At 64.6% G+C, this 15204-nt stretch carries 13 protein-coding genes; 3 read left to right on the top strand and 10 right to left on the bottom strand.

Annotated elements, in window-relative coordinates; genetic code table 11:
- Positions 1–20: 20 nt before the first annotated feature.
- From NKH70_RS03520 to NKH70_RS03510, 3 genes are read right to left on the bottom strand one after another with little or no spacing between them, the layout of a single operon-like run.
- A complete protein-coding gene (locus tag NKH70_RS03520; RefSeq protein WP_352912972.1) occupies positions 21–1565 on the bottom strand; it encodes a sugar ABC transporter ATP-binding protein in 1545 nt (514 codons plus the stop codon).
- Positions 1562–2941 (bottom strand): FGGY-family carbohydrate kinase, encoded by a 1380-nt coding sequence (locus NKH70_RS03515; protein WP_352977056.1) that lies wholly within the window; start codon positions 2939–2941, stop codon positions 1562–1564. The genes NKH70_RS03520 and NKH70_RS03515 overlap by 4 nt, the downstream gene beginning before the upstream one ends.
- Positions 2938–3720, bottom strand: a complete 783-nt coding sequence (locus NKH70_RS03510; protein ID WP_292663773.1) for a DeoR/GlpR family DNA-binding transcription regulator — start codon at positions 3718–3720, stop codon at positions 2938–2940. The genes NKH70_RS03515 and NKH70_RS03510 overlap by 4 nt, the downstream gene beginning before the upstream one ends.
- Positions 3721–3949: 229 nt before the next feature.
- On the opposite strand from NKH70_RS03510, the gene NKH70_RS03505 reads away from it, so the two are divergent.
- The 3 genes from NKH70_RS03505 to NKH70_RS03495 are packed head-to-tail and all read left to right on the top strand — an operon-like array spanning position 3950 to position 7129.
- Positions 3950–4993, top strand: a complete 1044-nt coding sequence (locus NKH70_RS03505; protein WP_353024811.1) for a class II aldolase/adducin family protein — start codon at positions 3950–3952, stop codon at positions 4991–4993.
- Between the two features lies 1 nt (position 4994).
- Positions 4995–6281: an FGGY-family carbohydrate kinase gene (locus NKH70_RS03500; protein ID WP_352912975.1), complete on the top strand. Its 1287-nt coding sequence runs from the start codon at positions 4995–4997 to the stop codon at positions 6279–6281.
- Positions 6278–7129, top strand: coding sequence for a TIGR01459 family HAD-type hydrolase (locus NKH70_RS03495; protein WP_352977055.1), 852 nt, complete (start codon positions 6278–6280; stop codon positions 7127–7129). The genes NKH70_RS03500 and NKH70_RS03495 overlap by 4 nt, the downstream gene beginning before the upstream one ends.
- Before the next feature lie 20 nt (positions 7130–7149).
- Here the strand turns inward: NKH70_RS03495 and NKH70_RS03490 are convergent, their stop codons facing one another.
- The 7 genes from NKH70_RS03490 to tesB form a co-directional block, all read right to left on the bottom strand.
- The gene (locus NKH70_RS03490; protein ID WP_352977054.1) at positions 7150–7956 is read right to left on the bottom strand and encodes an exodeoxyribonuclease III; all 807 of its coding nucleotides are present in this window, start codon (positions 7954–7956) and stop codon (positions 7150–7152) included.
- Between the two features lie 133 nt (positions 7957–8089).
- The gene (locus tag NKH70_RS03485; protein ID WP_352718507.1) at positions 8090–8773 is read right to left on the bottom strand and encodes an outer membrane lipoprotein carrier protein LolA; all 684 of its coding nucleotides are present in this window, start codon (positions 8771–8773) and stop codon (positions 8090–8092) included.
- 134 nt (positions 8774–8907) lie between these two features.
- Positions 8908–11562, bottom strand: a complete 2655-nt coding sequence (locus NKH70_RS03480; protein ID WP_352912978.1) for an FtsK/SpoIIIE family DNA translocase — start codon at positions 11560–11562, stop codon at positions 8908–8910.
- 282 nt (positions 11563–11844) lie between these two features.
- Positions 11845–12120: a hypothetical protein gene (locus tag NKH70_RS03475; RefSeq protein ID WP_352912979.1), complete on the bottom strand. Its 276-nt coding sequence runs from the start codon at positions 12118–12120 to the stop codon at positions 11845–11847.
- A gap of 255 nt (positions 12121–12375) precedes the next feature.
- On the bottom strand, positions 12376–13698 hold the full coding sequence (locus NKH70_RS03470) for an ammonium transporter (protein WP_352540949.1): 1323 nt from the start codon (positions 13696–13698) through the stop codon (positions 12376–12378).
- A gap of 49 nt (positions 13699–13747) precedes the next feature.
- Complete coding sequence (locus NKH70_RS03465) at positions 13748–14086, bottom strand: P-II family nitrogen regulator (RefSeq protein ID WP_292664109.1); 339 nt, start codon at positions 14084–14086, stop codon at positions 13748–13750.
- Positions 14087–14305: 219 nt separating this feature from the next.
- Positions 14306–15181 (bottom strand): acyl-CoA thioesterase II, encoded by an 876-nt coding sequence (tesB, locus tag NKH70_RS03460; RefSeq protein ID WP_031212697.1) that lies wholly within the window; start codon positions 15179–15181, stop codon positions 14306–14308.
- Positions 15182–15204: the final 23 nt, after the last annotated feature.

Here is a 15204-nt window from a genome sequence, read left to right as displayed (position 1 = left end):
CGTGTCGGCCACCTTGTCGGTCATCGCTGAGCCGCTCCCGTTGCAAGTTCCATGATCGCTTCCTGCCGCAGCGGCTCGCCCTCCGACGCCGTCACCTCGCCGGCAATGATGCCGTCGCGCATCACCAGCACGCGGTCGGCGATGCCGATCACCTCCGGCAGTTCGCTGGAGATCATCAGGATGGCGATGCCTTTCTTGGCCAGATTGTCGATCAGCCGGTAGATTTCCGACTTCGCCCCGACATCGACGCCGCGGGTCGGCTCGTCGAGGATGACGACCTGCGGCTCGGTTTCCAGCAGGCGGGCGAGCAGCACCTTCTGCTGGTTACCGCCTGACAGCGAGCCGGCGTTGGCCTGCACCGAGCCGGTGCGGATGGAGAGGTCGGATACCGCCTTGGCGGCGCGCTTTTCGGCTGCCGTGAAGTCGCGCAGACCGCCGGCGTTCGCGTCCTTTGCCAGCACGCCCATGCTGATGTTGTCGGAGATCGACATGTCGAGGAACAGGCCAAGTTGCTTGCGGTCCTCGGTCAGGTAGGCGATGCCGGCATCGAGCGCCTCGCTTGGCGAACCGATGGATATCGGTTTGCCGCCGAGCTCCAGCGTGCCTGATGTGTGCCTGTCGGCGCCGAAGATCAGCCGTGCCAGTTCGGTGCGGCCGGAGCCGACCAGGCCGGCCAGTGCCAGCACCTCGCCTTTGTGGAGATCGAAGGAACAATTCTTTATGAGATTGCCGTCCGACATGCCGCGCACCGACAGCGCGACGGCGCGCTTGCTGTCCGGTGGGCGGTGATCCTTCTTGTAGAAGGTCGACAGATCGCGCCCGACCATCATCGATACCAGGCGCGAGGCGTTCAGATCGGCGCGGTCGAGCGTGCCGACATAGCCGCTGTCGCGCAGCACGCTGACGCGGTCGGCGAGCTGGTAGACCTCTTCCATGCGGTGGCTGATGTAGATGATGGCGATGCCTTGCGCCTTCAGCGTCGCGATCACCTCGAACAGCCGGTCGGTCTCACGCGAGGTCAGCGACGTGGTCGGCTCGTCCATGACGATGATGCGCGCATTGGTCGACAGCGCGCGGGCGATTTCGACCAGCTGGCGTTCGCCGAGTGACAGGCTGGCGACCGGAGTGCGCGCCGAAAAGGTCACGCCGAGCCGCGCGATGATCTCGCTGGCGCGCCGATTGCACTGCTCGCGATCGACGACGCCGAACCGTCGCGGCTCGTTGCCGAGAAAAATGTTCTGCGCCACCGACAGATTGGGCGCCAGCGACAGCTCCTGATAGATGACCGCAATGCCGGCGGCGCGCGCCTTGATCGGGTCGCCCGTGGCGGCCGGCACGCCGTCGATCAGGATCTCGCCGCCGGGATCCGGCCGGTAGGCGCCGGACAGCACCTTCATCAGCGTCGACTTGCCGGCACCGTTCTCGCCCATCAGCGCGTGCAGTTCGCCGGCATGAACGGTCAGCGAGACATTGTGCAAGGCGCGGATCGCACCGAACGTCTTGGAGATGTGGCGCATCTCCAGCACGGGCTGGCGGGCCGTCTCGCTCCTGGCGGCGGCGCTCATCGCGCACCTCCCGCACCTGCCCTGGCCACACCCCGGTCGGCGGCAAGGCCGCGCCAATCATTGCGATAGCCGGCAAGGCCGCTGAAACTTGCCGCATGCACCGCCTCCGGCGCCTCGGTGGCAAACTCGCGTCCGACGCTTTCGAAGGCAAGTGCGGCGGCACCGGTGGCGCTGCCCTCCAGCGTTGCGCCCTGCAGGAAGGCCTGCCCGGGACGCAACTGCGCCAGCAACGCGGCAAGCAGCCCGCCATTGTTCAGGCCGCCGTCGACGATCACCGTATTGTCCGAATGGATCAGCTCGAGGCACAAATCCACCATCAGCGCGACATAGAGCAGCGCCATGGCCGCGCGTTCCTCGGCATTGGGCGTACGCCCGACCAGTTCGCCGCGGCGGTGTGGAATCGGGCCGCCGGGCGCGAAGCTCGGCAGCGCCATGATGCCGGCGTCGATCACCCGCTGTACCGAGGAGGGCGCGATTGCGCCCTGCCAGCCGGCGCTGATCGTGGCGAATTCGCGCCCGCCCATGAAGCGGATGGTCGGCACCGGGCCGTCGTCGACATCGACATTGACCAGCATGTCGCGCTCGCCATCGAGTGCATCGAGCGGACAGTCCGGATTGAGCACGACCACCCAGGTGCCGGTCGAGACCACGGTCACCGGCCCGAGCTGCTGCCGGCGGTAGGCATGGAGCGCAGCATTGCTGTCGTGGACGCCATTATGGATGGCGACCGGCTTCGCGGCCTGGCCGAAGCGCTGCTCGCCGATCACCGCGCCGGCACGCTCGAAGGCGGGCATCTGGCTGCGCCAGCCCTCGGCATCGACCAGCGAGCTGAAATCGCGTTTGCGCGGCGCCCACAGATGCGAGTGGCAGCCGAGATACGACACTTCCGACACCGGCCGGCCGCCAAAACGCCAGCTCCAATATTGGGGATAGCCGAGGATCGATTTCGCTGCGGCGAAGGCACCGGGCTCCACCTCCTTCAGCCACAACATGTGGCGGCCGTAGTTGAAGCCAAGCGGCAGGCGCGGCGAAAAAGTCTCGGCAAAATCCGGAATGCGGCGGTCGATCTGCGCGGCGATTTCGGCCGGCGGTTCCTGCTCGTAGTCGAGGATCGGATGCGTCAGCGCGGCGTCGTCGACCAGCGCGAAGGTGCAGCCATGGCCGGATACCATCAGACCTCCGACGCCATGCGTGTCGACGGCGTCATCGATGGCGCGAGCCGCCCAGTCGTGCAGCGCTGGCTCGTCGAGCACGCTGAAGCCGCCTTTGCGGATCCAGCTCGGCTGGGTGCGGCGCTCGTCGAGGATCTGTCCGTCCTGGCCGAAGACGAACAGCTTCGAATTGGTCTTGCCGAAATCGAGGACGGCGATGTTCACTGGGCGCCTCCCGAGGAAGCGGCGATCCGCACCATGACGCCGGCATCTTCGAGCATGCGCGCATCGGCGTCGGACAGGCCGTCATCGGTGACCAGCGTGCCGATCCGCGACAGCGGCAGCGCCACGTTGCGCGCGTGGATCGACAGTTTGCGGCTGTCGGCCAGCACGACGATCTGGTCGGCGCAGAGGCTGAGCTCGACGATCGAGCGGACCAGCAGCGGATGCGATTCCAGAAGACCTTCCTGGCCGATGCCTTGCGCGCCGAGAAAAAACTTCGAGGCATAGAACGGCACCGTCTGCGTCAGCGAATGGATGATGCCCGGCTCGCGGTGCAGTTCGCCGCCGGCGACAGTGAGGCTGCAATGGCCGTGGTCGCTGAGATAGGCCGCGAGCGGCATCGAGTTGGTGTAGAGCCGGATATTGCGGTCGGCGAGCTTGACGCCGAGATGGAAGCAGGTCGAGCCGCCATGCACGATGACCGCGTCGCCGTCGCGCACCATGGTGGCGGCGAGAGCGGCGATTTGCCGCTTGGCCTCGACGGCGAGGTCGCGGTTCTCGTCATAGGGCCTGGCATAGGCGACGCCGGCTTGCGAAGCGCCATCGAGCGCCGAGATGCCGCCATAGACCTTGCGCGCTTCGCCGGCCTCGTCGATCTTGTCGATGTCGCGCCGCACCGTCGCCGCCGACACGCCAAGCCGCTCCTGCAGCTCGCGCACCGATGCGAAAGGCCGGTCCCGCAAAAGCTCGACAATCTGACGCTGGCGGCCGGAGTCGCTCAACCCTTACCTCCCAATGCGCTTGCCTCCCAAGCCATTTTGCACGGCATTGCCATTTTGCACGGCAATTGGTGCAACTTACTCAAAGTGCCTCCGATTGCAAGCCTGATTTGACGCGATAACATCACTGTTGACGTAACTTACTCGCATCTGCGATACCAGCGTCGGTCTTCGTCCCGGCAATGGGACGTCCAAAGCCGTGGCCACGCGGCCGGTTTGTGGAGGAATTTCGATGACGATCAGTGCGGATGCGCAGGAACTGGCAGCGCTGCGGTCGCTTTCGGCGGAGATCGGCAGCGAGCCGCATCTGACCCAGGCCGCCGGCGGCAACACCTCGCTGAAAGCCGGTGACACGCTCTGGATCAAGGCCTCCGGCACTTGGCTGAAGGACGCGCTCATCGCGGACATCATGGTGCCGGTCGGCATCCCGCCATTGCTCGACGCCATTGAACGGGGCGACCCGGCCGCCGAACAGCCACAGGCCTTCGCCATCGGCGCCTTCAATCCACGCGGCTTGCGCCCGTCGATCGAGACCACCGTGCATGCGCTGATGCCGCAACGCATCGTTCTGCATGTCCACTGCGTCGAGACCATTTCGCTGGCCGTGCAGGCCGACTGCGAGGCCGAGGCCGCCAGGCGGCTCGACGGCCACCAATGGGCGTATGTTCCCTATCGCCGGCCGGGACTGCCGCTCGCCCAGGGTATCGCCGAGCGCCTGCGGCCAGGCGTGGACGTCCTGATCCTCGGCAATCACGGCCTGGTCGTTGCAGCCGAGACCGTCGCCGCGGCCGCCATGCTGCTGCGCCGCGTGACAAGGCTGTTGGCGCGACCGCCGCGCCAGGTGGCAGAACCGGACATCGTGGCGCTGACGGCGCTGGCCGGCGACAGCGACTACAGACTACCGGCCGACGTCGAGGCGCATGCGGTGGCGATCGACCCCGAAAGCTGCCGCATGGCGTCAGGGGGCAGCCTCTACCCCGACCACGTCATCTTTCTCGGCGAGGGTTCGGTCGTGGCGAGACCGGACGAGGGTGTGAAGCGCGTCATCGAGCGCAGCGGCGCCGCACCCGTGGCGATCCTGTTTCCCGGCCTCGGCGTGCTGATGCGCGGCGACGCCGGCGCCGGTGCCGACGCCATGCAGCGCTGCCTCGCCGACGTGACGGCGCGGGTCGATGTCGCGGCGAAGCTGAATTATCTGACAGCGGCAGAGAATGACGAACTGATCAACTGGGACGCCGAAAAATATCGCCAGAGACTCAATGCCGGAGGCAACTGACATGCCGCGTTCGTCTGGCCCGCTTGCCATCGGCATTGACATCGGCACATCCGGCGCGCGCGCCGTCGCCATGCGCCCGGACTTTTCCATTGCCGCGCATTCCGCTATTGCCCTCGAGCGATTTGGGCTGAACGGCCGCGACCCCGCCATATGGTGGGAGGCGGTCGGCGCGACGTTGGCGGAACTGCTCAAATGTATCGATCGCGCGGCAGTGCGCTCGATCGCCGTCGACGGTACGTCGGGCACGCTGCTGCCGGTCGACGGCGCCGGGCGGCCGCTGGCCGAACCGCTGATGTACAACGACAAGGTCGCTGACGACACTATTCTGACTGCAATAGCTGGCGCGGCACCGGCAACGAGCGCTGCACTTGGGGCGACGTCCGGTCTCGCCAAGGCGCTGTCTTTCCAGCACCTGCCCGGCGTCGCCACTGTGCTGCACCAGGCCGACTGGATCGCCGGACAGTTTTCCGGCCGCTTCGACGGCAGCGACGAGAACAACGCCCTGAAAACCGGCTACGATGTCGAAACCCGCCGCTGGCCCGACTGGATCGCGGCCACCGGAATGCGTGTGGATCTTCTGCCCCGAGTCGTGCGACCGGGCGATGTCACGGGCACACTCACCGCCAGCGCTGCGAAAATGTTCGGCCTGCCGCGTGACCTGGTCGTGGTCGCCGGCACCACCGACGGCTGTGCGTCGTTCCTGGCGACCGGTGCGACTACCGCGGGCGACGGCGTCACCGCGCTCGGCTCATCGCTGACCATCAAGATCCTCTCCGACCGGCCGATCTCGGCGCCGCAATTCGGCATCTATAGCCATAGGCTGGGAGACATCTATCTGGCGGGCGGTGCCTCGAACTCCGGCGGCAAGGTGCTAGCCCAGCATTTTCCCGTCGCCCGCATTGTCGAACTCAGCAAAAAAATCGACCCGGCGACCGAGACCGGCCTCGATTATTACCCGCTGCCGGCGCCGGGCGAACGCTTCCCCATAGCCGATCCGGCGTTGCCGCCGCGCCTCGAGCCGCGGCCCGCCGACGACGCCGACTATCTGAAAGCGATGTTCGAGGGTATTGCGGCGATCGAAGCGCTCGGCTATCGCCGGCTTGCCGAACTCGGCGCCCCCCGGCTGACATCGGTCAGGAGCGTCGGTGGCGGTGCGGCCAATCCGGCCTGGACGGCGATCCGGCAGCGCAAGCTCGGCGTCGCCCTCTTGCCGGCTCTGTCGGACGAGGCCGCTGCCGGTACGGCGCGGCTGGCGCTGATGGGCGCAAGCGCAGCGGGGCTTTTATGACGGCCAAGGCAATTCAACACCTCGACGGCATCGCCGCGCTGGCCGACCGCTATCAGGTGTTCCTGCTCGACCAATTTGGTGTGCTGCACGACGGCACCAGCGCCTATCCAGGTGCTGTCGAAGCCTTGTCGGCACTCAAGCGCGCCGGCAAGACCATCGTGCTGATCTCGAATTCCGGCAAGCGGGCGCAACCCAATGAGCGCCGCCTGCTGAAGCTCGGCTTCGAACCGGGAAGCTGGGATCACTTTGTCTCCTCCGGCGAGGTGGCGTGGCGCTCCTTCCATCAAATGGCGGCATCCGGAGCCCTGCGCCCGCAGACAAAATGCCTGCTGATCCGCCGCGACAATGACCGTTCGGCTGTCGACGGCCTGCCCTTCGTCCTGGCCAAGGACGGCGACGATGCGGAACTGGTGCTGATTTCCGCCAGCGAGGGCGATCGCTACGACCTCGACCATTATCGCCGGCTTCTTGGTCCGGCGGCGGCGCGCCGGGTGCCATGCTTCTGCACCAACCCCGACAAGATCATGCTGACTGCCGTCGGCCCTCGCTTCGGTGCCGGCCGGCTCGCCGATCTCTATGAGAGCCTCGGCGGCAGCGTGGCGCGCATTGGCAAGCCCAATCCGCAGATATTCGAGGCAGCGCTGGCACTGGCGGGCCACCCGGAGCGCGACAGCGTGGTCTGCGTCGGCGACAGCGTCGAGCACGACATCGCCGGCGGCAACGGCGTCGGCGTCGCGACGACGCTGGTCCTGTCAGGCATATTGGCGGGGGCGCCTGACCTGGAGGACGTTTTCGCCACGCTCAACGCCCGTCCCGACTACATCGCGGATAGCTTCAGGTTTCGCTGAGTTGTTAAGGCGAGACAAAGCTAATCCAGGTTGAAACGCCCGATCACCGGCACATGGTCCGAGGGCCGTTCCCAGCCGCGCGCCGGCCGCAGGATTTCATAGCTGGCAAAATGCGGCACCAGGTTTGGCGACGACCAGATATGGTCGAGGCGGCGGCCGCGATTTGAGGCCTGCCAATCCTGGGCGCGATAGCTCCACCAGGTGTAGAGTTTCTCCTCGTAAGGCACATTCAGCCGCATCAGGTCGATCCAGTCGCCGGCGAGCCGCATTGCCTCGAAATTTTCCGTCTCGACCGGCGTATGGCTAACGACGTTGAGGAGCTGCTTGTGCGACCAGACATCGTGCTCGAGCGGCGCGATGTTGAGATCGCCGACCAGGATCGAGCCGGAGTGCTCGTCATGCTCGGCGCGGACGGCGTTCATCTCGGCAACGAAATCGAGCTTGTGCTTGAACTTGCGGTTGACGGTCGGGTCGGGCTCGTCGCCGCCGGCCGGAACGTAGAAATTATGCAGCAGGATCGTCTTGCCGCCGACGTTGACGGTGACCGACAGATGCCGGCTGTCGTCGATGTCGCAGAAGCGGCGCTTTTCGACGATCTCGATCGGACGACGCGCTATGGTCGCAACGCCGTGATAGCCCTTCTGGCCATGGAAGGCGATGTGCTCGTAGCCAAGCTTGCGGAACGCCTTCTCCGGAAACAATTCGTCCGGAACCTTGGTTTCCTGCAGGCAAAGCACGTCCGGCGCCTGCTCGACCAGCAGGCGCTCGACAATCGGCATGCGCAGCCGAACGGAGTTGATGTTCCAGGTAGCGACGGAAAACGGCATGTGGGGTTCCGGACAACGCAAGATCCGCCGGATGGCTCCGACGGAAGTCAATCGCGGAAACTACTGCCAGCCGCGCACCGTAAAGACAAGCCGCCCGCACCAACGCGGAAAGCCATCCCGCAGCGGTAGAAAGCTACCTAGTCTTGGTGTTCAGTTCCCGGTTGGCCGTATAGTCGATGGCGAAGGTGTCGGGGGCGAAGCTGACGCCCTCCTTGGTGTTGAAGATCATCACCGTTGTGTCCTTGCCTTGCGCATCGGTGATGGTCCACTGCCGCAATTCATAGGATTTCGGATCGAACATCATGGTGATCTTCGAATTGCCGAACACGGATTTGTCGGCAAGCTGGATAGTGGTGAGATCGTTTTCTTCCTTGACGCTTCTGACGCGTCCGCCCGAGAGATCGATCTTGTCGTCGAGCAGCAGCTTCAGTGGCGTCTTCGACAGCGGATAGAGGTCGGAGGTCCGCAGCTTCTTGTTGAGGATGACCACCGACTTGCCGTCGGAAATCACCCTGAAATTCGAGGCGCCGTCATAATTGAAGCGGATCTTGCCCGGCCGTTCCAGAAAGAACTTGCCGCCGGTCTGCTCGCCCTTGGGTCCGAACTGCACGAACTCGCCGCTCATCGATTTGACCGAGGAGAAATGATCGGCGATTTTCTGCGCCGTCGCCGGAACCGCTGCTTGCGCCGACGCTAGCAACTGGAAGCCGGGCACGAGGTTGGCGGCCGCCGCACCGGCCAGGACCAGACCGAGGCCGAGCACATGCCGGCGGGTTGGGGCGAAATCCCTGCTTGGGGCGAGAGTTGCGTTTTTCATGCCGGTCACCATCATTTGATTGCTTGCTCGTTATATTGGTCTGGCCCCCCAGTTGGGCTTAAGTTTGGCGGGCCGCACGGCGCTCATCCGTTGCAACGCGCCAAAAGGTTCAAAGTTGCCGGCGCTGATGCGCTCTAGAACTTGTCGTCCTCCGTCGGTACCAGGATTTCGCGTTTTCCGGCATGATTGGCCGGGCCGACAATGCCTTCCTTCTCCATCTTCTCGATGATCGAGGCGGCGCGGTTGTAGCCGATGCCGAGCCGGCGCTGGATGTAGCTGGTCGAGGCCTTGCCGTCGCGCAGCACCACCGCAACCGCCTGGTCGTAGGGGTCGTCGGAATCGTCAAAATTGCCGCCGTCGCCGCCGCCACTGCCTTTGCCCGACGGCTCATCGTCGTCCTTGTCGTCGTCCTCGGTGATGGCGTCGAGATATTCCGGCACGCCCTGCAGCTTCAGATGCGCGACGATCTTCTCCACCTCGTCGTCGGAGACGAAGGGACCGTGCACGCGCTGGATGCGGCCGCCGCCGGCCATGTAGAGCATGTCGCCCATGCCGAGCAGCTGTTCGGCGCCCTGCTCGCCCAGGATGGTGCGGCTGTCGATCTTCGATGTCACCTGGAACGAGATACGGGTCGGGAAATTTGCCTTGATGGTGCCGGTGATGACGTCGACCGACGGACGCTGCGTCGCCATGATGACATGGATGCCGGCGGCGCGCGCCATCTGCGCCAGGCGCTGCACCGCGCCTTCGATGTCCTTGCCGGCGACCATCATCAAATCGGCCATCTCGTCGATGATGACGACGATGTAGGGCATCGGCTCGAGGTCGAGGTTCTCCGTCTCGTAGATCGCTTCGCCGGTCTGGCGGTCGAAGCCGGTCTGCACGGTGCGCGAGATCCTTTCGCCTTTTTTCTCGGCCTGCTGCACGCGCGCGTTGAAGCCGTCGATGTTGCGGACGCCAACCTTCGACATCTTGCGGTAGCGGTCCTCCATCTCGCGCACGGTCCATTTCAGCGCCACCACCGCCTTCTTCGGATCGGTGACCACCGGCGTCAGAAGATGCGGAATGCCGTCATAGACCGAGAGCTCCAGCATCTTTGGATCGATCATGATCAGTCGGCAGTCCTGCGGCGTCAGCCGGTAGAGCAGCGACAGGATCATGGTGTTGATGGCGACGGACTTGCCCGAGCCGGTGGTACCGGCGACCAGCACGTGCGGCATTTTGGCGATGTCGACGATCACCGCCTCGCCATTGATGGTCTTGCCCAGCGCCAGCGCTAGCTTGGACTTTGTCGTTTCGAAATCGCGGCTGGCGAGTATCTCCCTGAGATAGACGGTCTCGCGTTTGGCGTTCGGCAGCTCGATGCCGATGGCGTTGCGGCCTGGCACCACGGCGACACGGCAGGCGATGGCGCTCATCGAGCGGGCGATGTCGTCGGAAAGGCCGATGACCCGCGACGATTTGATGCCGGGCGCCGGCTCCAGTTCATAAAGCGTGACGACCGGGCCGGGACGCACATGGATGATCTCGCCCTTGACGCCGAAATCCTCCAGCACGCCTTCGAGCAGGCGGGCATTCTGCTCCAGCGCGTCCTTGGACAGGCTGGCATCGCGCACGACATTCTTCGGCTCGGACAGGAAATGCAGCGACGGCATTTCAAACCTTTCCGAGCCGATCAGTGTGGTCTGCGCTTCGCGCTGGACGCGGGCGCCCGGAGCCGGGCGGGGTGCCGGCGCTGCGACGCGCGTGGCCGCATCGGATCGGAAATTCTGAACCTGCGCTGTCGGGGCGCTGCGCCGTTGGCCCACGGGCTCCGGTGCAAAATCCATGTCGTCATTGTCATCGTTGTCGAAGACGTCGGCATCGTCGGGGTCGATCGAGGCACTGCGGTCGTTGACCATGGCGGCGAAGAATTCCGGCTCGACGCGGGCGCGCCCGCCCGGGCTCATCCGCGCTTCGGCGAACTCGGCCGACTCGACCCGTTCGGCCGCCCGCCGCCAGGCGCTGGGGCGCGGCTCCATCTCCGGCTCGAAATCGTCGTGCTCGCGCCGGCGCGCGGCGCGGCGGCGCAGATAGGCGCGCAGCGACAGCCACCAGTGGGTGATGGCGCCAAGCGCCAATATACCTTCGTCGCCCTCGTCCTCTTCATTGTCGAAAAGCAGGTCGTCCTGCGGATCGGGCACGGCAGGCTGTTCGAGGACGGCAAAGCCGTTCTTGCGCGAAATCAGCGCCGAGCCATACAAGAATACCCACAGCGCCGGCGCTGCCAGGAGCACGGCGAGCACGCTGGCGACGAGGCCGGTCGGATAGCCGCCGATGACCAGGCCGGGAATGTTGAGTACCATATCGCCGAATACGCCGCCGAGGCCGGTCGGTAGCGGCCAGGTCTTGGGCGGCACCACGCAGCCGGCAATTGCGGCGCCAAGCAGCGAAAACCCGAACCAGGCCAGCGCCCGTTTCGGCAGCCGGTCGACACCGCGCGCGGTAAACAGCAGAAATCCCCAGATCACCGCCGGCACCAGCGCCGCAACGGCGGCAAGTCCGAAGAACTGCATGGCAATGTCGGAAAAGACGGCGCCCGCATAACCCATTGCATTGGTGACGATATTATCGGTGGCGTGCGAAAAGCTCGGATCGGCGACGTTCCAGGTGGCAAGGGCGGCGACGCCGAAGCCAACCAGAGCAAACAGCCCGGCACCGACCAGCCGCCCGACCTGGCGCCTCGCGAACGCCCGGATGCCGTGCCCCGTATCGGCCAGCGCAAGCGGTGCTGAAGCCCCTGAACGCATGCTCTTCCTCGTCTGTCGTTGCCCGGCCGGGCGCGGACGCGCAACACGGCAGATTCGGCTGTCAGACTAGCGGCGGGAAGGTTAAGGGCGCATTAACCATGGGCAGTCTGCGTCTGCGGAACGGGCGCAGGATGTCACGTCTGACTTCCTGTTCAAACGCGGCGGTGATCCTGCGACAGGCATTGGAAACCACGCTGACTCGGCGAAAATGGCGGGCACGCTGGCTCGCCATTGTCCGAATCGTGGCGATGAAACAATCAGGCCGCGGCCTGATTGGGATTGTCAGTTGGCGCCGCCGAGCGCCTGCACATTGGCGCAGAATTCGGCATGCGGCTTGCTCATCGCCGCATCGTTGCATTCCTTCTTCATGGCTTCCTGCTTTTCCTTCGGCATCGCCATGAACGCGGTCTTGAATTCCGCCATCGGCTTCATGGTTTTCATGCTGGAGTCCGTGAAGAACGGCGCCATGTTGTCCGGCTCGTCCAGCGCACCGGCCAGCGCCGTTCCGCTGACCAGGGCAAGAGCGAGAGCTCCGAGGCAGATTGTCTTGATGTTCATGATGGTTCCTTCCCCATGGTTTTTGACGAGCGTCCAAATGACGATCGCACCACAGTTCGGAGCCGCTGCGGCCGATGTTTCACGCCGCCGGCGGATCGGGCACCTTGATCAAGCGATCGTGATCGAGCCATCACGGCCATCCGCGCAAAAAAAGAGGCCCGGAAGGTTTCCGGGCCTCAAGGCGTGAGCCCTTGCGGGAGCATCACGACGGGATCTTCCCCGGCACCGGCAAAACGCCGGTGCCAGCCAATACCTTTACGGCACCACTTCGCCGTGCTGGCTGATGTCGAGCCCTTCGACCTCTTCCTGGGTGGAAGGACGCAGGCCGACCAGCGCCTTGACGATGTAGAGGATCACGAAGCTCGCGATCGCCGTCCACAGGATGGTGAAGACGATACCGTAGAGCTGCTTGCCGACAGAAGCACCCGAGCCGAGGCTGTTGATCGCCGGATCGGCGAGCACGCCGGTCAGCAACGCGCCGATGATGCCGCCGATGCCGTGCACACCGAATGCATCGAGCGAGTCGTCATAGCCGAACGCGTGCTTGAGCTTGACGGCCGAGACGTAGCACAGCACGCCGGCGACGATGCCGACGATGAAGGCGCCCGTCGGATTGACGAAGCCGGAAGCCGGTGTCACCGCGACCAGGCCGGCGACGGCGCCCGAGATGATGCCGAGAACGCTCGGCTTCTTGGCGACGATCCATTCGGCGAACATCCAGGCGAGCGCCGCAGCGGCAGCGGCAACCTGGGTGTTCAGCATCGCGGCACCGGCAAGGCCGTCGGCGGCCAGTTCCGAGCCGGCGTTGAAGCCGAACCAGCCGACCCACAGCAGCGAAGCGCCGATTACGGAGTAGACGAGGTTGTGCGGCGCCATGTTGGTGGTGCCGTAGCCTTCACGTTTGCCGAGAACCAGCGCGCAGACCAGGCCGGCAACACCGGCATTGATGTGAACGACCGTGCCGCCTGCGAAATCGAGAACGCCGGCTGTGCCGAGGAAGCCGCCGCCCCACACCCAGTGCGCGATCGGGGCATAGACGACCAGCAGCCACGCTCCCATGAAGATGAGCAGCGCCGAGAACTTCATACGTTCGGCGAAGGCCCCGGCAATCAGCGCCGGCGTGATGATGGCGAAGGTCATCTGGAACATCGAGAAGACGAACTCAGGGATGTTCGCCACCCCCGGCAGCCACAGCGACGAGGTGGTGATGCCATTGTGGAAGAACTTCGAGAAGCCGCCGAGATAGGCATTCATGCCGCCGCCATCCGAGAAAGCCAGCGAATAGCCGAACATGAACCACAGCACCGTCACCAGGCAGGTGATGGCAAAGCTCTGCATGATCGTGGCGAGCACGTTCTTCTTGCGCACCATGCCGCCATAAAACAGCGCCAGGCCCGGTACGGTCATCATCAGCACCAGGGCCGTCGAGGTCAGCATCCAGGCGGTGTTGCCGGTGTCGAGCGCGGGCGCAGGGGCAGCCGGTGCTGCCGGAGCTGCTTCCTGCGCGAACGCAGCAACCGTGCCCAGTGCAGCGAGAGCGAGCGAGCCCAAAACGGCCGCGCGTCCCGTTATCTTCAAGGTGGAAGGAATATTCATTGAACTCTCCATTGGAATACGTATCCGCGGCTCAAAGCGCGTCGGTGTCTGTTTCGCCGGTGCGAATGCGCACCGCCTGGTCGATGCCGAAAACGAAGATCTTGCCGTCGCCGATCTGGCCGGTCTTGGCCGCCGCGGTGATGGCGTCGACGGCCTTGTCGACCATGTCGACGGCGACCGCGACTTCGATCTTGATCTTCGGCAGGAAGCTGACCGCGTATTCCGCCCCGCGATAGATTTCCGTGTGCCCCTTCTGACGTCCGTAGCCTTTTACTTCGGTGACGGTCAGGCCCTGGATGCCGACTGCGGTGAGCGCCTCGCGCACCTCGTCGAGCTTGAACGGCTTTATGATTGCCATCACGATCTTCATAAGGTTTCACCCTTTGCTGTTGCGGGTCCCCGCGTTTGCACGACTTCGCCGATCCCCATGAGAGCCGGAGAGTGCCCGCTAGGATTCAAGCTCCGTGCCAATTGCCGAAGCAGGGTGTTAAGCTGTTGTTAAACAACGAAATCGGGAAGGTTTGCCGACTGCCTGTTCACAGGCGCGGCAGTGCATATGCTTAAAAAATAGGCAAATTTCGAAAAATGCCTACTCCGCAGGCGGCCGCTTCAGCCGGATGAGTCCTTCTTGGGCAACCGAGGCGATCAACGTGCCGTCGCGCGCAAACAGCGAGCCGCGGGTAAAGCCTCGCGATCCTTGCGTCGACGGGCTGTCTTGCGTGTACAGCATCCAGTCGTCGAGCGGATGGCTGCGATGGAACCACATGGCGTGGTCGAGGCTGGCTGCCTGGATATCGCGATCGAAAATGGCGCGGCCATGGGCAAAGGTCGAGGTGTCGAGCAGCGTCATGTCGGAGAGGTAAGCGAGCACGGCCGCCTGCGTGGCGCGGTCCGCCGGCACCGGGCCGGTGGTGCGGATCCAGATGTTCTGCTTCGGCTCGAGCTTTTCCCGGCTGGTATAATGCTTCAGCATCACCGGCTTCATCTCGATCGGCCGGTCGCGCTCCCAATAGCGCTTGATGCCGTCGGGCACGGCTTCGCCGAACTTGCCCAGCAATTCGCGCTGCGACAGCAACGTGTCGGGCGCCGGCACGTCCTGCGGCATTGGCACCTGATGTTCCAGGCCGACCTCATCCTGCTGGAACGAAGCTTCGAGCGAAAAGATCGCCTGGCCGTGCTGGATCGCCACGACGCGGCGCGTAGTAAAGGAGCCGCCGTCGCGGATGCGGTCGACCTCGTAGATGATCGGCACCTTGGTGTCGCCCGGCCGCATGAAATAGCCATGCAGCGAATGCACGTGGCGCTCGGGCTCGACCGTTCGCTGCGCGGCGACCAGCGCCTGGGCGATGGTCTGGCCGCCGAAGATGCGCTGCCAGTCGAGCTTGGGGCTGCGACCACGATACAGATTGTGTTCCAGCTGCTCGAGGTCGAGAATGCCGAGAAGCTCGTCCATGGCTGCCGTCATCTTGACCTCGCCGCAAAATTACC

The organism is Mesorhizobium sp. M0991 (assembly GCF_040318915.1).
Taxonomy (GTDB): Bacteria; Pseudomonadota; Alphaproteobacteria; order Rhizobiales; family Rhizobiaceae; genus Mesorhizobium.
Note: the sequence above shows the minus strand (reverse complement) of the source record. Positions and strands in the feature narration are given on the sequence as shown.